Source organism: Spirulina sp. LEGE 11439 (assembly GCF_059821285.1).
In genome coordinates this window covers 32894-55600 of sequence record NZ_JCAMRX010000018.1, presented here as the reverse complement: position 1 = coordinate 55600, position 22707 = coordinate 32894, and the positions used below count along the sequence as shown (strand labels likewise).

At 42.6% G+C, this 22707-nt stretch carries 22 protein-coding genes and 1 pseudogene; 13 read left to right on the top strand and 10 right to left on the bottom strand.

The window, feature by feature from the left end:
- Nucleotides 1-77 precede the first annotated feature (77 nt).
- Nucleotides 78-1160: a pentapeptide repeat-containing protein gene (locus AC6RV6_RS14045; protein WP_500241478.1), complete on the bottom strand. Its 1083-nt coding sequence runs from the start codon at nt 1158-1160 to the stop codon at nt 78-80.
- Between the two features lie 117 nt (nt 1161-1277).
- Between AC6RV6_RS14045 and corA the strand changes: the two genes are divergently transcribed.
- Nucleotides 1278-2429: a magnesium/cobalt transporter CorA gene (corA, locus tag AC6RV6_RS14040; protein ID WP_500241477.1), complete on the top strand. Its 1152-nt coding sequence runs from the start codon at nt 1278-1280 to the stop codon at nt 2427-2429.
- A gap of 110 nt (nt 2430-2539) precedes the next feature.
- On the opposite strand, the gene AC6RV6_RS14035 is transcribed toward corA, so the two are convergent.
- Both AC6RV6_RS14035 and rnc read right to left on the bottom strand, forming a co-directional pair.
- On the bottom strand, nt 2540-3190 hold the full coding sequence (locus tag AC6RV6_RS14035) for an ion channel (RefSeq protein ID WP_500241476.1): 651 nt from the start codon (nt 3188-3190) through the stop codon (nt 2540-2542).
- Nucleotides 3191-3484: 294 nt separating this feature from the next.
- A complete protein-coding gene (gene rnc / locus AC6RV6_RS14030) occupies nt 3485-4204 on the bottom strand; it encodes a ribonuclease III (protein WP_500241475.1) in 720 nt (239 codons plus the stop codon).
- Between the two features lie 131 nt (nt 4205-4335).
- Here rnc and AC6RV6_RS14025 point away from each other — a divergent pair, with 131 nt between their 5' ends.
- The 4 genes from AC6RV6_RS14025 to aqpZ all read left to right on the top strand — a co-directional run bounded on the left by AC6RV6_RS14025 (nt 4336) and on the right by aqpZ (nt 8878).
- Nucleotides 4336-5976: an iron uptake porin gene (locus tag AC6RV6_RS14025; protein ID WP_500241474.1), complete on the top strand. Its 1641-nt coding sequence runs from the start codon at nt 4336-4338 to the stop codon at nt 5974-5976.
- A 49-nt stretch (nt 5977-6025) separates the two neighbouring features.
- Complete coding sequence (locus AC6RV6_RS14020) at nt 6026-7225, top strand: FecR family protein (protein WP_500241473.1); 1200 nt, start codon at nt 6026-6028, stop codon at nt 7223-7225.
- A gap of 120 nt (nt 7226-7345) precedes the next feature.
- Nucleotides 7346-7882, top strand: coding sequence for a hypothetical protein (locus tag AC6RV6_RS14015; RefSeq protein WP_500241472.1), 537 nt, complete (start codon nt 7346-7348; stop codon nt 7880-7882).
- Nucleotides 7883-8110: 228 nt separating this feature from the next.
- A complete protein-coding gene (aqpZ, locus tag AC6RV6_RS14010; RefSeq protein ID WP_500241471.1) occupies nt 8111-8878 on the top strand; it encodes an aquaporin Z in 768 nt (255 codons plus the stop codon).
- Nucleotides 8879-9002: 124 nt separating this feature from the next.
- Here aqpZ and AC6RV6_RS14005 read toward each other — a convergent pair whose 3' ends face one another.
- Nucleotides 9003-10514: a DEAD/DEAH box helicase gene (locus tag AC6RV6_RS14005; protein WP_500241470.1), complete on the bottom strand. Its 1512-nt coding sequence runs from the start codon at nt 10512-10514 to the stop codon at nt 9003-9005.
- A gap of 114 nt (nt 10515-10628) precedes the next feature.
- On the opposite strand from AC6RV6_RS14005, the gene AC6RV6_RS14000 reads away from it, so the two are divergent.
- Genes AC6RV6_RS14000 through AC6RV6_RS13990 form a run of 3 tightly spaced genes read left to right on the top strand, consistent with a single transcriptional unit; the run spans nt 10629 to nt 12187 of the window.
- Nucleotides 10629-10865, top strand: coding sequence for a hypothetical protein (locus AC6RV6_RS14000; RefSeq protein ID WP_500241469.1), 237 nt, complete (start codon nt 10629-10631; stop codon nt 10863-10865).
- A 39-nt stretch (nt 10866-10904) separates the two neighbouring features.
- The gene (locus AC6RV6_RS13995) at nt 10905-11735 is read left to right on the top strand and encodes a hypothetical protein (RefSeq protein WP_500241468.1); all 831 of its coding nucleotides are present in this window, start codon (nt 10905-10907) and stop codon (nt 11733-11735) included.
- Nucleotides 11732-12187 (top strand): hypothetical protein, encoded by a 456-nt coding sequence (locus tag AC6RV6_RS13990; protein WP_500241467.1) that lies wholly within the window; start codon nt 11732-11734, stop codon nt 12185-12187. The genes AC6RV6_RS13995 and AC6RV6_RS13990 overlap by 4 nt, the downstream gene beginning before the upstream one ends.
- Nucleotides 12188-12312: 125 nt before the next feature.
- Here AC6RV6_RS13990 and AC6RV6_RS13985 read toward each other — a convergent pair whose 3' ends face one another.
- Nucleotides 12313-12540 carry a DUF433 domain-containing protein gene (locus tag AC6RV6_RS13985; RefSeq protein ID WP_500241466.1) on the bottom strand — a complete coding sequence of 76 codons (228 nt, stop codon included), beginning with the start codon at nt 12538-12540 and terminating at the stop codon, nt 12313-12315.
- 267 nt (nt 12541-12807) lie between these two features.
- Between AC6RV6_RS13985 and ftsH2 the strand changes: the two genes are divergently transcribed.
- Complete coding sequence (gene ftsH2, locus AC6RV6_RS13980; protein ID WP_500241465.1) at nt 12808-14691, top strand: ATP-dependent zinc metalloprotease FtsH2; 1884 nt, start codon at nt 12808-12810, stop codon at nt 14689-14691.
- A gap of 142 nt (nt 14692-14833) precedes the next feature.
- On the opposite strand, the pseudogene AC6RV6_RS13975 reads toward ftsH2, so the two are convergent.
- Together AC6RV6_RS13975 and AC6RV6_RS13970 are read right to left on the bottom strand one after the other, a co-directional pair.
- Nucleotides 14834-14917: pseudogene (locus AC6RV6_RS13975) on the bottom strand (DUF433 domain-containing protein); the annotation flags it as partial.
- 51 nt (nt 14918-14968) lie between these two features.
- Complete coding sequence (locus AC6RV6_RS13970; protein ID WP_500241521.1) at nt 14969-15775, bottom strand: WecB/TagA/CpsF family glycosyltransferase; 807 nt, start codon at nt 15773-15775, stop codon at nt 14969-14971.
- Between the two features lie 318 nt (nt 15776-16093).
- Here AC6RV6_RS13970 and AC6RV6_RS13965 point away from each other — a divergent pair, with 318 nt between their 5' ends.
- Nucleotides 16094-16846 (top strand): TIGR00297 family protein, encoded by a 753-nt coding sequence (locus tag AC6RV6_RS13965; RefSeq protein ID WP_500241464.1) that lies wholly within the window; start codon nt 16094-16096, stop codon nt 16844-16846.
- A gap of 53 nt (nt 16847-16899) precedes the next feature.
- Nucleotides 16900-17598, top strand: coding sequence for a response regulator transcription factor (locus tag AC6RV6_RS13960; protein ID WP_500241463.1), 699 nt, complete (start codon nt 16900-16902; stop codon nt 17596-17598).
- Nucleotides 17599-17807: 209 nt separating this feature from the next.
- On the opposite strand, the gene AC6RV6_RS13955 is transcribed toward AC6RV6_RS13960, so the two are convergent.
- From AC6RV6_RS13955 to AC6RV6_RS13945, 3 genes are all read right to left on the bottom strand, one after another.
- Entirely contained in the window at nt 17808-17999 is a 192-nt protein-coding gene (locus AC6RV6_RS13955; RefSeq protein WP_500241462.1) for a hypothetical protein, read from the bottom strand.
- 75 nt (nt 18000-18074) lie between these two features.
- Nucleotides 18075-18362, bottom strand: a complete 288-nt coding sequence (locus tag AC6RV6_RS13950) for a hypothetical protein (protein WP_500241461.1) — start codon at nt 18360-18362, stop codon at nt 18075-18077.
- Between the two features lie 81 nt (nt 18363-18443).
- Entirely contained in the window at nt 18444-18623 is a 180-nt protein-coding gene (locus tag AC6RV6_RS13945; protein WP_500241460.1) for a hypothetical protein, read from the bottom strand.
- A gap of 463 nt (nt 18624-19086) precedes the next feature.
- Between AC6RV6_RS13945 and AC6RV6_RS13940 the strand changes: the two genes are divergently transcribed.
- Both AC6RV6_RS13940 and AC6RV6_RS13935 read left to right on the top strand, forming a co-directional pair.
- Nucleotides 19087-21360 carry a ribonucleoside-diphosphate reductase subunit alpha gene (locus tag AC6RV6_RS13940; RefSeq protein ID WP_500241520.1) on the top strand — a complete coding sequence of 758 codons (2274 nt, stop codon included), beginning with the start codon at nt 19087-19089 and terminating at the stop codon, nt 21358-21360.
- A 115-nt stretch (nt 21361-21475) separates the two neighbouring features.
- A complete protein-coding gene (locus AC6RV6_RS13935) occupies nt 21476-22510 on the top strand; it encodes a ribonucleotide-diphosphate reductase subunit beta (RefSeq protein WP_500241519.1) in 1035 nt (344 codons plus the stop codon).
- Nucleotides 22511-22707 lie beyond the last annotated feature (197 nt).

Genomic DNA, 22707 nt, shown 5'->3' with positions numbered 1-22707 from the left:
TTTCAGTTATCAGTTATCAGTTATCAGTTATCAGTTGCGATCGCTAAAGCGGGAGGCTTGAAACCTTACTTTTTGGGTCAAATCAAGATTGCCCCCTGTGCTTGTAAATGCTGTTTAATTTCCTCGGCAAGCTCGCACTGACGGCTGAATTTTGCTCCTTCTACTCGCGTCCCCGTCCATGTGGTTTTACTTAAATTTGCTTCTTGTAAATCTGCCCCTCTCAGATCGACTCCTGCTAAATTGACCAGCGCCAAACTCCCTCGACGCAAATTGGCATTTTTTAAATTTGCATTCTCTAAAAAAGCACCTGTTAAATCAGCCCCGCTTAACTTTGCTTCTTGTAAATTCGCTTCATTAAAATCTGTATCGTTCAATGTTGCACCGCGCAAATTAATCCGGGTTAAATTCGCACCACTTAGATCGATCGCGTTTAAATTCGCAGCTAAAAAATTGCCCCCGGCAAAGGCTTTCATCGGATCGAGTTCGGCAATTTTAGCGAGTTCTAAAATATTATCGGTTGTCGCATTAACGATCTGGGTAACAACTTCCTGTAAGCGATCGCATTTTCGTTCCATACTATTATTGTCATCCAGTTTGCGATTGACCGACAAGCCTACTGCACTTAAATAAGGAATAAGTTTTTCTCCCCCGAGAAAATGAGCAAATGTCCGATCTAAAATAGCATGTTTGTTGGGACTGATATCGTGCGGCCAAAGTCCTTCCCCTTCAATAATCTGTACATTGGCTAAGGTTGTGGTTAACGTTGCTCCGATTTGTAAAACAGAATCGAGCGCCACCGTTGCCAATTTTATTCTCTCTAAACTGCCTTTCAGGACAAATTCTCCCGGTTTAGAGCGAAATATCCAACTGGGATGGTGAGGAGAAACGGGAGCGATCGCTTCTAATGTTAGTCCGGTCGTTCCCAATAAGTCTCCAGATAATTCAGACCCCAACAGTAATTGGCTTTGTGCTCCTAGTTCTAGTTTAAGTTCTCCTCCTCCAATTGCAAAACAAATTCGCCCCCCTAAAATCGACTCCCATTGCTGGTTAAAGTGAATTGTCAACCAGAGATCGACGCGATCGCTTTGAGAGGAGTCACCTTGTAAATCGAGGCGAACGCAATCGGGATAAGTATTGTGAGAATCAAAAGAAAAAGACATGAGATGAGTTGGGCCGAGAAGAATATCTTTAACTCTTATCACCAAATTTCCCCGGATGTGGCGATCGCAACAAAAGATTAAAATCTTATCTGGGATGATTCAACCAGAGGAGACACCATGATGCGATCGTCAGGACAATGGGAACAACCGGCCAGCCCGACAGAAACGGAAGAGGAGGACTATTTTGATTATTATTTCGATCGCCCCGGAAGCGAACCCGGCACCTTAACCATTGACCCCGATGCCACCCCTTCCAAGATCGTTCTCATCGACTATAACCGCGATCGGGCCACCCGCAAACAAGATCTAGAACCCCAAGATTGTCATCCCTATTTAGAAACAGAGTCTGTTTCTTGGATTGATATACAGGGTTTGGGCAGCGAAGCTATCTTGCAACAAATCGGGCAAGTGTGTCAAATTCATCCCCTTTTATTGGAAGATGTCGTCAATGTTCCCCAACGCCCTAAAGTACAAGATTACGACGATCAATTACTGGTCATCGTACAAATGGTTCTCCCCACTCCCGATGAAGAGGGATTTGTGAGCGAACAAGTGGGCTTTATTTTAGGGAAGCACTATTTAATAACTTTTCAAGAAGAACCCGCCCGAGATTGTTTTGAACCCGTGCGAACTCGTATTCGAGATAATAAAGGGAAGGTGCGAGAGTTAGGTGCAGATTATCTGGCTTATTTATTATTAGACGCAATTATCGACAATTTTTTTCCCGTATTAGAAGACTATGGCGAACGCATCGAAATTTTGGAAGATGAGGTCTTAGAAAATCCTTCGCGGGAAATGTTAGAAAAAATTTATGATGTCCGGCGAGAATTGTTGGCGTTGCGGCGCTCGATTTGGCCGCAACGCAATGTCATTAATACTTTGATTCGCGAAGATAACGATCTGGTAAGTTCTGAGGTACAAATTTATTTTCGAGATTGTTACGATCACGTGATTCAATTACTGGATATTGTCGAAACTTATCGAGAACTTTCTTCGAGTTTAATGGATGTTTATATGTCTGCGGTCAGTAACAAGGTTAATGAAGTGGTCAATTTATTAACGATTATCTCCACTATTTTTATTCCTTTAACATTCATTGCTGGCGTTTACGGGATGAACTTTAAAGATATGCCGGAATTGGATTGGAAATGGGGCTACGAAACGATTTGGGGCATTATGATTGCGATCGCGATCGCGCTAGTTATCTTTTTCTGGCGACGAGGTTGGTTCGATGGATTTTACTTCATTCGTAAAGAAGAAAAAAATTAGAAATAGACTGAATGGAGAGATAAAACCTGATTGATGATTAAGTTTTATTGGCTTTCACTTGGCTCAACCCAACCTACAATATTAATATCTTCAATTGTGATTTTGTCAAGTTATCGATCGGATTGAGAATGGGAAAGGTAAACACCAATTAAAATTGCAACTAAAACTGTTAAATAGAGTTGTCCTACCATTCCTAAAAGTGCCGTACAAGACCGTGCAAACGGGGTTGCTGGTGTAATTTCTCCATAGCCAACTGATGCGATCGTAATGTGGGAAAAGTAGATAAAAAGTGAGGGTTTGATCTCTTGATTGTCTAGAAAATTGAACGATCCGGGTTCTAAAAATTCAATCATTTCAAACAACATTGACCAAATAATCGCAATCAGAAAATATCCCGAAATTGCACCAAAAATAGTATCTGCTGTCACAGTTTTACTATGAGATATTTGCCAAAATAGACAAATAAAAGTAAAAATATAAAATATAAAACAACTCGCGATCTGACTGAATTGAATGAACCAATGGTCTGTAAAAAATAAAACTAGAGTTGTCAAAACTATGGACAAAACACCGAGAATTCTGGCGATCGTAAATGTTATCGAGTTGGTACTCAGCAAGCGAATTCCTGTAATTAAACCTGATGCAGTCAAAATATACACGCCCAAATTACTGCCCAAAAACAAGGGATAAATGGCAGATAAAATGATAGCAAATAGAAAAAAGGTAAAAAAACGCCCGCGTAAAATATGCCAGAGATTCATCGATCGCTATTTAATATAAGTTGCTAACTTTGTGCAAACTTAACATTTTTAGCGACTCGTAGGAAATTTCAACTTCGAGTTTTTTTTGCGATCGCCTCCCATTGACTCTTTTTCTCTTAACAGCTTTGACTACACAATATATTATATATGTAATACATTTAAGCGGGAATGTAGCTCAATTGGCAGAGCAACCGGCTTTTAACCACTATCTTAGCCTGAAACCCTTGATATCAAGGGTTTCAGGTTAGTTAGAGAGTTCGAGTCTCTCCTTGCCCATAATTGTTCATATAATCATTAATTGTCGCAGCGCGTCTTCTGCAGCGCGTCTTCTGCAGCGCGTTTTTCGGCTTCTTGCTTGCGCTTATCGGTTCCGACCCCAAACACCCTCTTTTTGCCTTTAACACGGACTCCAACTGTAAATTGTTTGACGTGATCGGGACCGGATTCTTGAATGAGAAAATACTCGGGGTTTTCGCCATACTCCTGTAATGCCCATTGTTGAAAGCGATTTTTCGAGTCGATTAGGGTTTGGGCATGGTTTTTAGAGGGAGGGGAAGCAAGGCGATCGCTTATTTCGACAAATAATCCCTCAATGTAAGTTCGCACGGCTTCGATGCCAGAATCCAAGAAATAAGCGCCGATCAGAGCTTCAAAAGTGTCGCTCAATAAAGAATCTTGATTGCGTCCGCCGTCTTTTTCTGTCCCTTTTCCCAAACGCAAAAGATCGCCAATTTTAATCTTTCTGGCAACATTGGCCAACTGTTTTTCATCCACTAAAGCCGATCGCAATCGGGTTAATTTGGCTTCGTTGATTTGGGGGTAGCGCCGATATAAAAATTCCCCAATGAGAAATCCTAAAATTGCATCTCCGAGGAACTCTAAGCGTTCGTTATCATCTCTTTCATCTGGGTGTTCGTTAATATAAGAACGATGAGTGAGCGCTTGTTTGAGTAAATCTCTATCTTTAATCGGTGGAATTGTCTTTAATTGTTTAACCATGTTTAAAATTGTCATCGATCGCAAAAATATAAATCCCTCTTGAGTCATGAGTGCTAATTTTGTTACATTATGCGAGAGAAATCAAAGAGAGAATCCAATCACAAATGAGATTTGTTCGATCGCTCCCCATCTTTAGAAGAGCTTCATTGCTAGCATGGCACTCTTGCGCTTTGTTTTTCCTCAGTCCAGTTTTGGCACAGTCAGAGGAGAATCTCGACTCTTTGCCTCAAAAGAAACCAACCTCTCTACCTGATTTTACAGAATTATCTCTCCCTATTTTTACAGAATCATATCCCAGAGCAGAGGAGCTTCTGCGGCCGGTCGATCGAGAATATTTTTCACTTCCGGAAGACAAACGAGAAAACTCTTTTGAGGAAATTCTCCCTGTTTTTCAATTGCGAGACGTACAGCCGACAGATTGGGCTTACGAAGCCCTGCGATCGCTCGCAGAACGGTATAATTGTTTAAGTCATTCTCCCGATCGCCTCTTTCGCGGCAGGCAAATTCTCCGCCGTAATGAATTTGCCGCAGGTTTAAATGATTGTTTGCAAAACTTACAAAATTTGCTTGCGATTGACATCGAAACCGTGCAGAAATTAGAAGAAAATTTTGCTAGAGAATTAAGCAAACTCGAGACAATTTCCACCCGTGTCGATCGCTTTGAAGCACGAGTTGCCCAACTTCAAGAAAATCAGTTTTCAACTACCGTAAAATTTGGCGGTCAAACGATTCTTAATTTAGCCACTCCAGCAGGTGGAAATCCACCGGGTTTGGGCAACACAGAAACGATATTCGCACACCAAACGCAACTCGCTTTTTTAACCTCATTTACCGGACGCGATCGCTTTGCCTTTACTTTCAGCAGTGGAAACTTTGATAATCTCGGCTTTGCCAATTTTCAGGTTCTCAATACCTACATGGCATTGCTCAATTCTCAAACGGGTTTGAATAACGATCTCGTGTTGAACTCCCTCGAATATCGCACGGCGGCATTTAATAATCGTGTGGTTTTTACCGTCAAACCCATTGGTTTTAGTTTAACTGACATTCTCACCGCGAATACCCCTTATCTCGACTCCGGACATGGGGCAGTTTCTCGCTTTGCTTCTGGGAGTCCCTTCTTACAAATTGGCGCGGTGAATGCCGGGTTTGGGTTCGATTGGTTGGTTAGCGATCGCACTCGCTTGCAAATGGCTTATGGAGTCCGCACGAGTTCCGATCGCGGCTTATTCGATGCCAAACATCGCACCTTTGGGGTACAACTTCTCAGCAAACCGTCGGAGAATGTTATTACCGGAATTGCTTATTTGAATGGTTATGCCAGTGACGGACGCTTAGATACCCTCACGGGAAGTTTTAACGCCGATACCTCGGGATTTTTTCTCGAACCTGCCGATATTCACGCCCTTAACTTTACGATGCAAATTCGCCTCCATCCTAAGGTTGTGTTGGGGGCTTGGGGGGGATTTGCTGCGACGCGATCGCGAGAATCTTCGGCGATCGCCCTTAGTGCTACAGGATTAATCTCCCTCGGTATTGCCGATCCCTTTGGACGAGATGGGGATTTTTTCGCCCTCATGTTCGGCATTCCACCAAAAGTTATCGCAGGAGCCGCGATCGAGCGTCTGGACTCGGATACGGCTCTTCATTTTGAAACCTTTTATCGCTTTCGTCTTAATAACAGCCTCTCAATTGTACCGGGATTGTTTGTCGTGACCGACCCCGGCCACATTCGCGAAAATAGTACAATTATTGTGGGTTCGGTTCGCACGGTTATCCGTTTTTGAGGGAATCCCACAATCTCAAATTGACTTAATTATTGATTGCCCCTTAATTATGAGAAAATTTTTACTTTTATCTTTAATTGGACTATCTGCGGCGATCGCACTTCCGGCAATTCCCGTGCAAGCACAGCCAATCACCAGTGCGACAATTACCGAAATTCTCGATAGCGATCGCGTTTTCATTCAAGGACAGAAAGCTCGTTTAAATAGTGTTGCGCGAGGAGGACAACAAGTTAGAACAGGACAAGCACGAGCCGGACTTAAGTTTAACAATAATGCCAGCATTCGCATCGGCCGCAATTCATCTTTTATTGTGGGCAGTCGTTGTGTAGAAGTGCGTCGGGGACGAGTAGTAATTTCTGGCGCTGCCCGAGGTTGCGTGGGATCGATTGTTGCGGCAACCCGAGGTACGACCTATGCGATCGAAGTGAATGCGAAACAAGAGGGAACGATTAGCGTCCTCGAAGGAGAAATTGAAGTTTCCGATCTGGAGGATACTCGCATTCCTGCGATTCGCCTTAAAGCCAAACAACGCGTTTCGATTAGCGTGGCAGGAGAAATCGGTGCGATCGAACAGTTCGATCGAGCAGAATTTGAAAATCTGTTGCGAGGACAGCTTTTCGAGGGGTTCAACGTTGCCTTACCCACCGCAAGCAATTTGATTGATGCTGGCGCGATCGCTGCAAGCCGTTCCCAAAGCAATACCGGATTTTCCGGCTCCTTTTTAGCATCTGCTATTAGTGGTGCCAGCGATCCGATGGCAGCTTCATCTAGTTCTAGCAGTCTTTCAGTGAGTTCTACAAGTTCTTCCTCGGCGGCTACCATTGCCACAGAAATTCCCGATCCTACAGTAAGTTCGACTATTATTAGTGCGAGTGTCACTCTCCTTGAGTATGACGTTTCTATTTCTGCCGGAATTAGTGGGGATAGCGGCACCTTTAGCGATGAAAATGGTACAGCGATCGATGTCGTCATCAGACGGGGAGATTTTCCCACGATCGTTGACCTCTCTTCCGATTATGTTATTGATGGCAATACGATTAGTACCGATACGAGTGGCAATGTTTTAATTAATGGAGCGATCGCCGAATCGACTTCTGTGGGGTTGAGTGGCAATAATGCCGTGGTAACGGTGGTGGGACAAGGGGGACAAACATTACGCTTGCAAGTGTTTAATGTGAGTGGAAAAGAGCCGATCGCCGGGCAAACTTTTTCCGGCCAGATCGTGTTTGGACCTGTCCCCGATCGCTAAATGACTGAGAACCTCGATTTGAGTCGCGATCGCCAATTGCTCTGAGGACAACAAACGCATAATGTAAAGTGTTGTTGTCTTCTCAACCGATCCGGTCTCGAAATCGGGCTTGTTGTCATTATGTCCTCCGTTCCGTCTATTAGCTGCCAAATCCCCCAAGAATGGCTCGAAGCCATCGATCGCTATGCCTCAGAACGGGATCTGCATCGGTCTGATGTTCTCAAACTCGCGATCGCTTCTTTCCTCGAACTCGACTCTTCTGAACTCCTGCGAGAATCAGATAAGCTAAAATCCCTCACGCAACAGTTAACTCTCGTCAGCAAACAAGTTAAAAATCTACACAAGCGCTTGAAAGAAGTTGAAAATAAAGAATCTCGGGCTATTGCCCCTGCGATCGTAGAAATGGTTGAAGCGGAATTTGTGACCCCTGAATGGGATACCCCCAAATCTCATCCCGTGGATCTGGAAAATTTAGCTAAATCGGGACTTACGTTAGAAGAATTGTGCGATCTCAAGCAACTCAATGCCGAGTCGGTTTCTGCCCGCGCAAAAAGAGCAGCTTTACCTATCGAAACAGCAATAGAATTGGCGACGAGTTGGCATTATCAACCGAGGACACAGCGATATTACCCGCCTTTTAGCGCTAGCGATCGCTAATAAAAAATAACTAAAATCGTTCCTTTTCTCAGTAACTATGAATTAGAAACACTTAGTATTATTGCGATCGAAATGACAAAAATGGAGAAAAAAGTAAGAAGATCGCATGAATTGTCAAAATCCAATAGTCAATAAAACGTAATGATTTTTTGAGATTTCCTTTGATACAGTGAGACCCAGATTATTCACCTTGTCGATTTAACTTTGTTGAAAGAATATTGAATTGAGATGAAACTTATTCAAAAATGCGTTGCTGAATTCATCGGTACTTTTTGGTTAGTATTGGGAGGATGTGGTAGTGCCGTCCTTGCTGCCGTTTATACCGCAGATAGCGTTCAAATTGGAGTAGATACGGCATTTCCCTTGGGAATTGGCTTGGTCGGCGTATCGATCGCTTTCGGTTTAACTGTCTTAACAATGGCCTATGCGATCGGTCATATCTCTGGTTGTCACCTCAACCCTGCGGTTTCCTTTGGATTGTGGGCAGCAAAACGCTTTCCCAGTGGGGAACTTTTACCGTATATTGTCTCCCAAGTGTTGGGTGCGATCGTGGGGGCGGGAATCGTTTATCTTATCGCTAGCGGTCAAGGAGATTTTAGTCTGAGCGGTTCAAATCCTCTTGCTACCAATGGTTTTGGCTCTCACTCTCCTGGCGGCTATCCGCTTATCACTTGTTTGATTACCGAAATCGTGATGACTTTTATGTTCTTAATCGTGATTCTCGGTGCAACCGATCGCCGCGCCCCTCAAGGTTTTGCTCCCATTGCCATTGGTTTGGGATTAACTCTCATTCATTTAATTAGCATTCCAGTTACGAATACCTCTGTTAATCCCGCACGCAGTACCGGGCCCGCAATTTTTGCAGGAGTAGAACTCTTCAGTCAAGTGTGGCTTTTTTGGGTTGCTCCTATTATTGGAGCGCTTCTTGCTGGATTTCTCTATTCCCAATTTTTTGAGGAATCTCAACCGGAACAAGAGACAGCAATTGAAGAATAAAATCTTGTTTTTTAAGTCATTAAGCCCAACTTAATTATCCTGTAAGATTGCATTATTTTCAACCAATGCAATCTTACAATTTTATGCAAGCAGCGATCGCATTCCCATCCTATTAATTCCAGCTTTATGATTCATACTTACCGGGAGACTCAGCCGCTTTAGGAAGCGAACGAGAAGGAATATCATAAGGAGCAGGATTGTCAATAATTTCTAATTGTTTGTGTTGTGATTCTGCCGATTTTTTCTTCGGTTTGGGAGTTTGCCAATTATCTTTTCCTTTACGCCGTTTTGCCGTTCTTTCTTCGCTAGTATCTTCCGAAACCACTTCATATAAAATTGCTAATTTATCTTTTTGAGAACCCTTTCTAAGAACTCGTCCCAAACGCTGTACATATTCCCGAATCGAACCAGTTCCTGATAAAATAATGGCAATACGAGCATCAGGAACGTCTACCCCTTCATTGAGAACGTGAGAAGCGACGATGACTTTATAAGTCCCTTCTTTAAATTGCGTTAGAATATTGTGTCGTTCTTTCACTGGTGTTTGATGGGTTAAAGCAGGAATGAGAAATTCTTGGGAAATACGATAAACCGTCGCATTATCGTTGGTAAAAATAAGCGTTCTTTCGGGATAATGTTCCCCAATAATTTCGGCTAAAACCCTCAACTTGCCATCGGTACAAAGGGAAATATCTTTTGCTTCTCGATGTGCTAACATTGCTCTTCTACCAGCCTGCGATCGCGCCGAAGCCTGTACGAATAGTTGCCAGCCTTTTAAACTCCCCAAACTAATATTAGATTGGCGCAAAAAATCATTGCGAATCTTCATCGAGCGATCGTAGGTTTCTCGCTCTTTAGGGGATAATTTCACTTTAATCTGTACGACTTTATGTTCTGCGAGAGCCTGTCCGGATAATTCTTCCGGGGTTTTGCGATAGACGATCGCACCGATTAAGGCTTCTAAGTCCCGATGAGAGCCATCCGATCGCTCTGGCGTTGCTGTCAAACCGAGACGATAGGGGGCGATCGCATATTCAGCGATGACGCGAAAAAAGTCCGTCGGTAAGTGATGGCACTCATCGAAAATTAAAAGAGCATAACGATTGCCTAAATTTTCCGCATGAATTGCCGCACTATTGTAAGTTGCCACGAGAAGGGGAGTGCGATCGCCAGAGCCGCCGCCTAAAAGTCCCAACTCTACATCGGGAAAAGCCGCCTCGAGTTGGGCGTACCATTGGTGCATTAGATCCAACGTGGGGACAAGAATGAGGGTACTGCGCGGCGTAGACTGCATCGCCAACTGTGCTAAATAAGTCTTTCCCGAAGCCGTCGGTAACACCACAACCCCTTGCCGTCCTGACATTTTCCATGCTTGCAATGCTTCGTTTTGATGGGGATAAGGAGTCATCTCGACACTTGAAGTGAGCTCGAGAGGCATAAATTCCTTGGCTTCGTCGGTAAAACTCGTCCCCTCTGCTTGTAAGGCTTCCACAAGGAGGCGATAGTGAATAGCTGGAATACGAAACTTTTCTACGCGATCGTCCCAAGTTGCATACTCGATCCATGTTTTTCCCCGAGGGGGTGGGTGCAGGAGTAATGTTCCTCGATGGTAGGTCAATTTGGACTGGCGCGGCATAGTTTGAGTGTTATTAGCAAGATCGCTTAATCTAACAATATTCTACGATCGCGCGATCTCGCTATGATTTCTGTACAATAGAACTATTATTTCTGCGATCGCCTAAAAGTTGTTATGGTTTCCCCAATCATTCCTAAACCTTCTGCTTTCATTGGTAAAATTCAACTGGAAGAAGTTGAAAATCGAATGCTTTTTAAATTTACAGACGATCTGCAAGCACGTATGGAAGAATTGTTGGAAAAGAAGAAAGGCGATCGCTTGACCTTAGAAGAAATTCCCGAACTGGAAGCGATCGGGGAATGCGATCGTATTTTTACCCATGCTAATGCTATGCTCTTAACTCAAAAATGACCATTAAAAAAATAGCATCTTATCAAATTAAGGAAAATCATGAATAGGAAAATATTTTATAGACCATTTTGGTGTAGTTTAGCAGTTATATTCAATATTATTTCTCTAAGATTTTTATATTATGAAAAACTGGAATCTTACGATCTCATTATTTCCTATTCACTAGGAATTGCGATACTCTTGTATTTATCAAAATTGTTCTTGTTGATACGAAAAAATAAACCGGCATTTTTCCGAGTAATACATATTTGTATATTGATTTTTCAGGTTATATTGCTGGGTTCGATCGCAAGCGTATTACTATTCTTATCAGACGGTATCGCAATACAAGTTGGTGGTTTTATTTCTTTTATTTTGTTCAATTCAACAGCTTGGATCATTGGTTTGTCTTGGTTTTCTATACTTGGATTCATTAAACAAAAACAAATCGAAAAAATAATAATACTAGAAGAGAGAATCGGATTTCTTTTTCCAGATGAGATTAAAAGCTATGTAAAGATACGTTCTGCATCTGAAAAATATCTTGCATCTAATCTGATTCGCTTAATCAACTTGAGCCTTATTATTTTTGTGGCCTCAATTGCAATTTCATTCTTTTTCAAAAACTTCAATCCTTTATGCTTAGATATTTTGTCTGCAATCCCTGCTCTTTATGCTTTGAGATACTACATCTTATTATGGAGAATAGAAAAAGGATATTTCGCCCGAAATCATCGTGAAGCAAAAGAACTTATCCACTTTATTGAATCCCAACGTAAAAAGGATAAAGATGATTTTGGTAGTGGTGGAAAAGGACAAGCATTTTCCCATACTAGAGCAGAAAAAACATCTATATTATCCGATCGCGGATTATCGAGGAAACGCCCATGAATTCTGACTTACTGACTCAAATTTTTAGATGGGTCATTGAATTACTTTTATTGCAAAGTCCCTACAGAACAGCTTTAGGGATTCTGTTAGGATTTGGATTTGCAGGATTGCTCCCTTTTCTGGATGAGGTGACTGGGTTTCCATTCGAGCAAATTCAATGGCCAGAAGCAACGTGCATCTCTTTGTCTTTAGTAGTCATCAATGTTCCAAACTTTTTTAAAAAATATAAGATTTCATCAAAGTACCAGAAAACACTTGATTTAATCGAGAAAGGACGACGAGAAGGAACACTGAGCGAAGAAGAAGCACGAGAGAGATTTAGAATTTTGATCGAACGAGTCATGAATGAAGAATCAAAACAGCAGTTTATCTCCGAACTCCGAAAAATGTCGGGCTCCGAACTCCGAAGAATTTCAGAATCAGAACGCGAAAAGATGAATCCTGACGATTAAATTGAATCTTCAAAGCATTTTATCGACTAGGAAGCATTAATTTTATACAAGCGATCGCAGTTATGAGAAAGGAAGAATGCGAACCCGCGATCGCGATTTATTAATTGTCACCAAAGCACCCGCTTCTAAAAATTGACGAGTTTGCGCGATCGCGGAAATAACAAGACTTTATAAGCTAAACATTCAGACAAATCCTCAGATTCTAAATAAGGATATGCCTGTAAAATTTCATCATGCGATCGCCTCACAGCCATCAAACCCAAAATTGTACCAACTGTCACCCTCATTCCTCGAATACAGGGTTTTCCTCCCATAACTTCCGGATCTATGGTAATGCGCGTTAATTGTTTCATCCCTCTAAGTCCTCCACTCTTCATTTCATTTTAATCCCATTCTCTCAATGCACTCTCTCCGTCCCTTGGGTCTTCTTGGCGGAAACTTGTCTAAATCCTGAGAATTAAGTTAAATTTAATTAAGATAACTTGGCAATTGCACTGCTCATTCGGTAAAGCAGGAAATTTTCACCCGCGATCGCGATCCAGAGTCAAGAGAGCGATCGCCCTCTATCATTTTCCCGCCGCAATTGACCGCCAACCCGCTAAAGCAAGCCCTTATAAAATATGAAACTTTCTTGGAGAGTCCTCTTACTGTGGACGCTACCCGCCCTCATCATCGGTTTTTTCCTCTGGCAAGGGACATTTAACACCGCCAATGCCTTTGGCAATAATACTGCCAGCACCCGCATGACCTACGGGCGTTTTTTAACTTATCTCGACGCGCACCGGGTTACTAGCGTTGACCTGTATGAAGGGGGACGCACCGCGATCGTCCAAGCCACAGATCCGCAACTCAGCGATCGCCAGCAACTCCTGCGAGTGGATCTCCCCCTACAGGCCCCCGAACTCATGGCCAAACTACGACAAGAGGGCATTCCCTTCGCTTCTCATCCCATTCAAAATAACGGCGCAATTTGGGGATTATTGGGTAATTTAATTTTCCCAATTTTACTGATCGGTTCTCTATTCTTCCTTTTCCGCCGTTCCAATAATATGCCGGGAGGTCCCGGCCAAGCGATGAATTTTGGCAAATCCCGCGCCCGTTTTCAAATGGAAGCGAAAACCGGAATCATGTTTGATGATGTGGCTGGCGTTGACGAAGCCAAAGAAGAATTACAAGAAGTTGTCACCTTCCTTAAACAACCCGAACGCTTTACCGCCGTGGGTGCAAAGATTCCTAAAGGTGTATTGTTAGTGGGACCTCCCGGAACTGGTAAAACTTTATTAGCAAAAGCGATCGCCGGTGAAGCGGGTGTTCCTTTCTTCAGTATTTCCGGTTCTGAATTTGTGGAAATGTTCGTCGGAGTGGGAGCTTCTCGCGTTCGAGATTTATTCAAGAAAGCCAAAGAAAACGCCCCTTGTTTGATCTTTATTGATGAGATCGACGCAGTGGGTCGCCAACGCGGTGCCGGTATCGGTGGCGGTAACGACGAACGGGAACAAACCCTCAACCAACTTCTCACGGAAATGGACGGGTTTGAGGGCAATACAGGGATCATTATTATCGCCGCGACCAACCGCCCGGACGTTCTCGACTCTGCCTTATTGCGTCCCGGTCGCTTCGATCGCCAAGCTACGGTAGATGCACCGGATATTAAAGGCCGCTTGAAAATCTTAGAAGTTCACGCCCGCAACAAAAAGATCGATCCCCAAGTTTCCCTTGAAACCATCGCCCGTCGCACTCCCGGTTTTAGCGGGGCGGACTTGGCAAACTTACTCAACGAAGCGGCAATTTTAACCGCACGGCGGCGCAAAGAATGCGTCACCATGTTAGAAATTAACGATGCCGTCGATCGCGTTATTGCGGGGATGGAAGGCACGCCGTTGGTGGATAGCAAAAGTAAGCGCCTCATTGCTTATCACGAAGTCGGTCACGCGATCGTCGGCACTTTAGTTAAAGAACACGATCCCGTACAGAAAGTAACCCTCATTCCTCGAGGACAGGCCCAAGGACTAACTTGGTTTACCCCTAATGAAGAACAGGGCTTAATTACGCGATCGCAACTCATGGCCCGCATTGCTGGGGCAATGGGCGGACGTGCAGCAGAGGAAGAGGTCTTCGGTCACGCAGAGGTCACAACGGGTGCTGGCGGTGATTTACAACAGGTTACGGGCATGGCGCGACAAATGGTGACGCGCTTCGGGATGAGCGATCTCGGTCCTTTATCCTTAGAAGATCAGTCTGGGGAAGTGTTCTTGGGCAGTAATTTGATGACGCGATCGGAGTATTCCGAAGAAATTGCCACCAAGATCGACCAGCAAGTACGAGTTATTGCTGAAAAGGGTCACGAAATGGCACGCCAAATCATTCGCGACCATCGCATGGTTATCGATCGCTTAGTCGATCTGTTAATCGAAAAAGAAACCATTGACGGGGAAGAATTCCAGCAAATTGTGGCGGAATATGCAACGATTCCGGAAAAAGAACAGTTTGTTCCGCAATTGTAATTTTTCTCTAATTTTTTGATTGCTTGGCTCTGTCTTATTGATTAAGGCAGGGCTTTTTTTATTTGTTTGAGCAATATTTTTAAAAATCTAGTCTTGAAATTTTTTACAAAGCTCTTTGTAAACATCTTTTGGTGCAATCCCAATAGACTGTAATTCGCATTCGACGAATGCAAGGTTGACCTCCACGTTTTCCCGACTCTATGGTGATAATGTCACGATAATTCATCTTTTATTTAAAATGCGATCGCACTTCTCTCAAATTCCTATCAATAGTCATTCAACCATAACGCATATCTTGGGTTGGCGGGATCGCTGTTGCGGGGTCAAATTTGCGAAGTTTAAAGACTTGTAGAGAGAGTAACCAAAGATAGTGAGGATTGAGTAAAATGTAGCGTTTCCAAAGGCGTTGGGGTTCTTGGATGAGGCGAAAAAACCATTCCATGCCGATATTTTGTAGGAATTTGGGGGCTTGGGGCAAAAGTCCGGCGTGAAAGTCAAAAGCTGCACCGACGGCGAGTAAAGGCATCGATAAATTATCGCGATATTCGTAAGCCCATACTTCCTGTCTCGGACATCCTAAACCCACAAAAGCGATCGCAGCACCGCTTGCTTTAATTTGTTGAATAATCTCTTGTTTTTCTTCTGGGGTGGTTTGGCGGAAACGAGAGGGCTGCATGCCAACAATTTGCAAACCGGGAAAACGCGATCGCAGATTTTTAGAAAAGGCTGCGAGGACTTCTTGGCGACTACCATAGAGGAAAATCGGTAAACCTTCCTCGGCTGCCCTTTTACAGGTCAATAGGGTTAAATTAGGACCGTAAACGCGATCGCGCAGTTTCGCTTTATAGAGAAAGTTTAGCGCCCACCGCACGGGTTGTCCGTCGGGACAGACGAGATCGAGATGGTTGAGGCGATAGCGATGGGTGTCATCTAACGCCCCAGTCATGACCCCGTGGACGGCTAAAGCAGAGATAGATAGCCCTTGTTTGGCTTTAGCGGCTTGGACGATGCGATCGACGGCAGCTTCGTAGTCGATGACACTGATATTAACTCCGAGAATATTGCGCTTTCCAGCATCAAGCATAGTGATTCGAGAATGAAAGGTTGCGATCGCCTTGGCAATAAATAATGCGATCGCTTCAATTGTACAAAAAAGAGGGAATTTACCGAGAAAAATCTCATGATCGGTGTTTTTCGAGCGATTCTTTACCATAATGTTGCCATTCATCCCCTATTAAAATCAAGGAAGAAGGGTGACTTTCAACCCTTACCTAAATGTCGCCAGAAGGCTCCCGCGAGAACGCGAAGCGTTTAGCAGTGGGAGGATGTCAATCGCTCAAATTGAGAACGAGGGCGATCGAAGCGTATAGTAAGAGCGTGCCTGATTTATACTCAAAACCCCATGAATATCGATTGGTTGAATTCTTGGTTAGTCGCGATCGCTTTCAACACGATTTTACTGGCTTTTGCATTTCTTATCCCCAAAAAGCTCTTAACTTTTTGGGGCTATCTGCACGCATGGATTCTCGGGGTTCTCGTTTGGGGAATCCTATCTTGGCAAGGATATCTCGTGGTCATGTTTTATTTTTTAGTAGGAGTAGGAGTTACTCGCATTGGGAAAGCACAAAAAGAAGCGGCTGGAATTGCCGAAGGGCGATCGGGGTTGCGGGGACCGGAAAATGTGTGGGGATCGGCTTTAATTGCGACTTTATGTGCTCTGGGAACGCTCATTGTTGACGAACCTTTTCGAGAACTATTAATCTTAGGTTATGGGGCAAGTTTTTGTACGAAACTCTCTGATACTTGTGCCTCAGAAATTGGTAAAGCTTACGGACAACGAACCTTTTTAATTACGACCTTAAAACCCGTTCCTCGAGGGACAGAAGGTGCCGTCAGTTTAGAAGGAACTCTTGCCGGAATAATTGCCTCGGCCGCGATCGCAATTTTGGCTTGGGGATTACATCTGATTTCTCCGCTTGGTATCCTTTGGTGTATCCTTGCTGCTTTTATCGCCACTAACTTAGAAAGTGTCATTGGGGCAACGATACAGGAAAAGTTTAATTGGTTGACCAATGAAGTCGTGAATATTATTAATACTTTTATTGGTGCGATCGCAGCTTTGATGATGGCTTTAGTTTTTTCGCAACTGAGTTAGCGATCGCTTACCCATTCCCATGAACTTTTAGTGTTTAATAATAGGAGATTGATATGGAACTTTTAATTGTTGAAGACGATCGCGAAATCGGTCAACTCATTCAAGATACATTAACTCGAGAAGGGTTTCAGTGTTCAGTTGCAACCGATGGCTTACAAGCCTTAGACTTATTTCGAGATAAGCAACCCGATCTCATTATTCTCGATATTATGTTGCCCAAACTAGATGGTTTGGAGGTTTGTACGCGCATTCGCCAAAAGGAAGGACTGAAGGATCCTTATATTTTGATGCTAACAGCAAAAGGAGAGGAAATCGATCGCGTGATTGGTTTATCCACCGGTGCTGATGATTACTTGGTTAAACCCTTTAGCCCTCGTGAATTAGTCGCCAGAGTTCGGGCATTATTACGGCGCAGTTTGCGACATGAAAGTACCCACGTTTATCAAAGCCCGCATTTTATTATCGATTGCGATCGGCATCTAGCTACTCGTATTCTTGACGAGAATACCGAAGAAACTTTAGATTTAACAACTTTGGAGTTCAAATTAATTGCTGCTTTTATGAGTTATCCCGGACGAGTTTGGAGTCGTCCTCAACTCATCGAAAAACTCTGGGGAGATGACTTTTTTGGTGATGAAAGAGTGGTAGATACCCATGTGGGAAGATTGCGAAAGAAGATTGAGTTAGATTCTTCTCATCCTACCTTTATTAAAACTGTGATTGGGGTGGGTTATAAATTTGAGGATAGTTGAAATTACAGGAAGGGAAAGTAACTGCGATCGCGTAATCCAGAAGTCTTCTTCCGCCCTTTGATAAGATTCATTCGCACAAATCATTAAGGCATTCTTTCGCATTTTTGGACTCAGACGAGAAGAAGGAGCAAGACCAAAATATTCAGCCTGTTTGTTAGTAATTTCAACCTCTCCAACAATTGTTTTTATTTTTCTCATTCTCCCAATTTCTATTTGGCTAACTTTTGAAAAAAAATCTTAGCAATTTCTGGGGCAACTTCCTCTTGAATTTCATCTCTTAATGTAATTTCTATTTCTTCAAATGTTTTCAGGTTGTCAGAGGGTGTATTTTGGTGTAAGATTTTCGCAATCTCTCTGGCATACTCTTTCACTTTTTCTCGTTCCTCTGTACTCAGATTCATTTTTTCTCCCTTTTTGAGTTAATTCTTCCTTTTACTTACCATGATTCGTCGATTTTTCTTTCTCTTTTTTTTGTACTATTTCTGACTTTTTCTACATATCATGTTCGGTAGACCCGAGAATTCTAATATTCCCTCCGTACTGGCTTGAAATTTACCTCCTAATAGCTCTCCTTCAAACTTTGCATCGACAAGGGTTTGCAGGAAATCCAAAACATTTTTTACAAACCCTCTCAACCCCCGCATGGGTAAGAAAACCTTGCTTTTTTCCAAACTCTCGCTTACTTGCCTCGCGATCGCCAGTAAAATATCGGTAACATCCACATCTGCCGTATCTAAATCTTGAGTAGATGCAAAATAAATCACAAAAAAACCTTCTTTTTCCAATTCTGTTTGTAGGAGAGATAGTTCTGTCGATTTACCACACCCAATATGACCTGTAAATAGCTAGCAAGTCGGTCTATTTGGAGAGAGTCTCGCAATGGTTCGCTTCAATGCCTCAATAGTTTTGCTACCGCGTACCGAGCTAAAATCGATATAATAGCGGCGATCGCCTGCATCTCCTAAGTTCAAGTTGCGATTCGGGTCGCACATATAAAAAAACTTTTGTAACTCCGAAGATTCCATATTAATTTGCTCGTGCCGACTCTCTGATTATACTCTCACTCTGTAAAAAATAAGGGAATAACGCTATTATCTCACTATATTTCTTGATAATATTTGCAATACCACAACCTAATAATAGTGAAAAATGAGGTCTTGATAATGCGCGATCGCTTCCTCGCCATAATCTAATTGCACGGCTTGTAAAAGGAGGGACGTTAAAAAAGCATTTGCACCCAATGATATTCTGCCATCGATATCAAGTACAATTGCATGATAGTACAATAGCTCAAAAACAAATTAATTGTTATATTTCAGAAATTAACACCATTCACAGTGTCACCATGTATAGTGTAATACAGATTTATTTTTTCAGATAAAGCTCTAGCTATAGCGTATTATCCGAGCTAAACTAAGAGACCGAGTAGACAATATGGCATAAAAAATGCAACAGATCCCATCAGTGGCAACCCATTCTATCCTAGGAATGGATACGAATACTTCGGTTGTACTCAGCACCAGTGTTTTGCCCAATCATGCAAACATTCAAGTTATCAAACGCGATGGGACAAAAGCATCCCTTGACGTTTCGAGAATCCGCAAAGTGGTTGAATGGGCTTGTGCGGGTAGGTCGGTTAATCCGATTACCCTCGAAGCCGGATTGAAAACTCGTTTGCAAAATGGTGTCACTACGCGAGAAATTCAGGATAACCTCATCAACTGCGCCTTAGAAATGTGTAGTCCGGATGAACCAGACTGGCGTTATGTTGCCGGGAGATTGCATATTTGGAGTTTGTGGAAAGATACACTGGTCTCTCGGGGCTATCAATACGGAAATTATGCTCAAACCGTACAAACTAATGTTTGTGCTAATCTTTATAACGCGAAAATCCTCACTTACACGTCAGACGAATTGCAAGAAGCCGGCTCTTGGATGAATCCGGAATGGGATACAGATTATGATTATGCAGGGGCTGTCCTGTTAACCAAACGCTATTTACTCCCCGATGAATTGCCTCAAGAAGCGTTATTAACTTGTGCCTTACTGTTAGCTTCCGTTGAAAAACCAGAAAGCCGAATGGGATGGGCAAAACGATTTTATGAAGCGATCGCTACACGAAAAATCTCTCTCGCTACTCCCATTTTAGCTAATTTGAGAGTACCGCAAGGATCCTTATCTTCTTGTTTTATTATTGCAATTGAAGATAACTTAGAATCTATTTTTGCTGAAATTACCAACACCGCCAGAATTTCTAAAAATGGGGGTGGAGTTGGTGTGAATGTTTCTCGCATTCGCGCCACAGGAAGTGCGGTCATGGGGAAGTCGAATGCTTCTGGGGGCGTGATCCCTTGGATTAAACTTCTCAACGATACCGCGATCGCAGTCAATCAAGGTGGAAGGCGTGCAGGGGCAGTTACAGTAAGTTTAGATACGTGGCATTTGGATATTCCTGAATTCCTTGAAATGCAGACTGAAAATGGCGACCAAAGAAGGAAGGCATATGATATTTTTCCTCAGTTAGTCGTCACCGATGAATTCATGCGCCGGGTAGAAAATAAGGAAATGTGGTCCTTGGTCGATCCCTATGAAGTGAAAACTAAATTAGGGATTGATTTACCGCCCTTATGGGGGCAAGAATTTGTTACAGCTTATGCCCAAGTCGAAGCTGCGATCGCGAATAATCAATTAACACTGTGCAAGCAAATTAATGCACGAGACCTGTTTAAAATGGTCATGCGATCGCAGATAGAAACAGGCATGCCTTATTTATGGTTTAAAGATACGGCAAATCGCGCCAATCCCAACCAACATGAGGGCTATATTCCGGGGGGAAACTTATGTCAGGAATCGTGGTCGAATGTCGTTCCCGGAAAACTAGCACATACTTGTAATTTAAACTCGCTCAATTTAGCCAACCTCGAACTCGAAGAACTCCCCGAAATTTGCGAAACGGCGGTGCGTTTATTGGATAATACTATTGAAATCAATCACGCACCTTTTGCCGACAGCGACACCCATAACAATCGCTATCGAACAATTGGAGTTGGTTGTATGGGTTTAGCTGATTGGCTGGCAAAACATCGCCTTTCTTATACAGATTTGACTTCAATTAGTCACCTGTTTGAAGAAATGGGCTATCATTGTACTCATGCTTCGATGGCACTGGCAAAAGAACGAGGAGCATATCCAGCGTTTGCGGGTAGCGAATGGAGTAAAGGTCATTTAATCGGGGCGAAACCTGTAGAATGGTTTGTGAAGAATGCCACGAAAAAGGAACGCTGGCGCGAACTTTCTCAAGATATTAAAAAATACGGCATTCGCAATAGCCATATTACTGCGATCGCGCCGAATACTTCCTCTTCTCTCGTGCAAGGGTGTACAGCCAGCGTGCTTCCAGCTTACAGTCGCTTCTTTTATGATAAATGGGCAAAAGGAACAGTACCCATTGCACCGCCATTTATCAAGGAATACTTCTGGTTTTATCCCGAAAATAAAACCTTAGAACAAACCAAAGTCGTCAAAGCGATCGCAACGATTCAACAATGGATTGACACGGGAATTTCTATGGAATTACTGTTTAATTTGAATCAGGGTGTTTATTTCCCCGATGAACCCGATCGCAGCTTACAAGCTAAGGATATTTTTGCGACCTTGATACTGTCATGGAAAGAAGGATGCAAAGCCGTTTACTACATTCGCACCGTGCAGAAAGATAATTTCAAAGAAGCAGACGATACTTGTTCTGCTTGTGCAAATTAAGATCGGTTTAAGCAATGTTGAACATTATCAGTGTTATATTGATAATGTTCATTTATTTTTAACCCCTGTAATGCCAAATACTCCTTACAAAAATGAAAAAATAACAGCAAATTTAATGCCCGTTAATCCTATCTTTAATCCGGATGGAGATGATGCGATCGAGAACCGTTCCCTCTGGTTTGGGAATATCACAAACCTAATGCAACTCAATGATGTTCGCTATCCTTGGGCTGTCAGTTTATATCAACAAATGAGAGAGAATTTTTGGGTTCCACAAAAGCTAGATTTGACTCAAGATGTTGTTGATTATTGGAATTTAACCCCAGAAGAACGATATGCTTTTGATGGAATTTTATCGTATTTAACTTTTCTCGATTCCGTACAAACTTGTAATATTCCTCACCTCAAAGCATCGGTTACGGCTCCAGAAATTAGTCTTTGTATGGCAGAACAAATCTCTCAGGAGGGAATGCACAATCAAAGTTATCAATATATGATCGAGACGATTATTCCAGCAGAAAGGCGCAATGACGTATACGAGTTTTGGCGCACGGATAGAGTGTTATTAGGGCGTTGTGAATTTATTGCCAGTTTATATCAGCAATATATCGATAATCCTACGTCAGAAAATTATTTTATTGCGTTGATGGCAGATTTTATTTTGGAGGGTTTGTATTTTTACAATGGCTTTATTTATTTCTATAATTTAGCCTCGCGGATGTTAATGCCGGGGAGTGCAGATATTTTCAAAATGATCAATCGAGATGAGTTGAGTCACGTTCGTTTATATCAGAAGATTATTCCGGAAGCCATGCAAACTTTCGTACATTCAACCGACCAAATTTATGAGATGTTTGCTGCTGCTGTTGAGCATGAATGTCGCTGGACGAATCATATTGTCGGTAATCAAATTTTGGGGATTACAGAAGCAAGTACGGAACAATATACCAAGTATTTGGCCAATATTCGCCTGCGATCGCTCGGTTTAGACCCTTTATACAAAGATGAAAAATATAAAAAGAGTCCTTACAGTCATTTAGAACGATTTTCCGATACGAAAAAAGAGGCGCATACAAAGGCAAATTTCTTTGAAGCAGGGGTGACGAGTTATGTTATGTCTTCAGGGGTTAGCGGTTGGGATGAGATTTAGTTTTTAGGAAGCGATCGCATCACTCAAAAGAAAAATCGGAAAGTAGTGTTAAACCAACTTTCCGACATTTAGCTCCCAAACTTTAAAATTTTAATAACTGAAACGGATAGATTTTTTGCTCAGTTTGCTAGCAATTGAAAAAAGAAATATGTTGTGTTGACTGCGAATCTTATTTACAGTATGTCAAAAAGAGACGA

Coding starts and splice junctions, on each gene's coding strand:
- AC6RV6_RS14035 (WP_500241476.1), bottom strand. CDS start 3,190: ATGAATCTCTGGCATATTTTACGCGGGCGTTTTTTTACCTTTTTTCTA.
- ftsH2 (WP_500241465.1), top strand. CDS start 12,808: ATGAAACTTTCTTGGAGAGTCCTCTTACTGTGGACGCTACCCGCCCTC.
- AC6RV6_RS14005 (WP_500241470.1), bottom strand. CDS start 10,514: ATGCCGCGCCAGTCCAAATTGACCTACCATCGAGGAACATTACTCCTG.
- rnc (WP_500241475.1), bottom strand. CDS start 4,204: ATGACAATTTTAAACATGGTTAAACAATTAAAGACAATTCCACCGATT.
- AC6RV6_RS14000 (WP_500241469.1), top strand. CDS start 10,629: ATGGTTTCCCCAATCATTCCTAAACCTTCTGCTTTCATTGGTAAAATT.
- AC6RV6_RS13990 (WP_500241467.1), top strand. CDS start 11,732: ATGAATTCTGACTTACTGACTCAAATTTTTAGATGGGTCATTGAATTA.
- AC6RV6_RS13955 (WP_500241462.1), bottom strand. CDS start 17,999: ATGAATCTGAGTACAGAGGAACGAGAAAAAGTGAAAGAGTATGCCAGA.
- AC6RV6_RS13935 (WP_500241519.1), top strand. CDS start 21,476: ATGCCCGTTAATCCTATCTTTAATCCGGATGGAGATGATGCGATCGAG.
- AC6RV6_RS13940 (WP_500241520.1), top strand. CDS start 19,087: ATGGATACGAATACTTCGGTTGTACTCAGCACCAGTGTTTTGCCCAAT.
- AC6RV6_RS13985 (WP_500241466.1), bottom strand. CDS start 12,540: ATGAAACAATTAACGCGCATTACCATAGATCCGGAAGTTATGGGAGGA.
- AC6RV6_RS13970 (WP_500241521.1), bottom strand. CDS start 15,775: ATGCTTGATGCTGGAAAGCGCAATATTCTCGGAGTTAATATCAGTGTC.
- AC6RV6_RS13960 (WP_500241463.1), top strand. CDS start 16,900: ATGGAACTTTTAATTGTTGAAGACGATCGCGAAATCGGTCAACTCATT.
- AC6RV6_RS14020 (WP_500241473.1), top strand. CDS start 6,026: ATGAGAAAATTTTTACTTTTATCTTTAATTGGACTATCTGCGGCGATC.
- AC6RV6_RS14015 (WP_500241472.1), top strand. CDS start 7,346: ATGTCCTCCGTTCCGTCTATTAGCTGCCAAATCCCCCAAGAATGGCTC.
- AC6RV6_RS14045 (WP_500241478.1), bottom strand. CDS start 1,160: ATGTCTTTTTCTTTTGATTCTCACAATACTTATCCCGATTGCGTTCGC.
- AC6RV6_RS13945 (WP_500241460.1), bottom strand. CDS start 18,623: ATGGAATCTTCGGAGTTACAAAAGTTTTTTTATATGTGCGACCCGAAT.
- aqpZ (WP_500241471.1), top strand. CDS start 8,111: ATGAAACTTATTCAAAAATGCGTTGCTGAATTCATCGGTACTTTTTGG.
- corA (WP_500241477.1), top strand. CDS start 1,278: ATGATGCGATCGTCAGGACAATGGGAACAACCGGCCAGCCCGACAGAA.
- AC6RV6_RS13965 (WP_500241464.1), top strand. CDS start 16,094: ATGAATATCGATTGGTTGAATTCTTGGTTAGTCGCGATCGCTTTCAAC.
- AC6RV6_RS13995 (WP_500241468.1), top strand. CDS start 10,905: ATGAATAGGAAAATATTTTATAGACCATTTTGGTGTAGTTTAGCAGTT.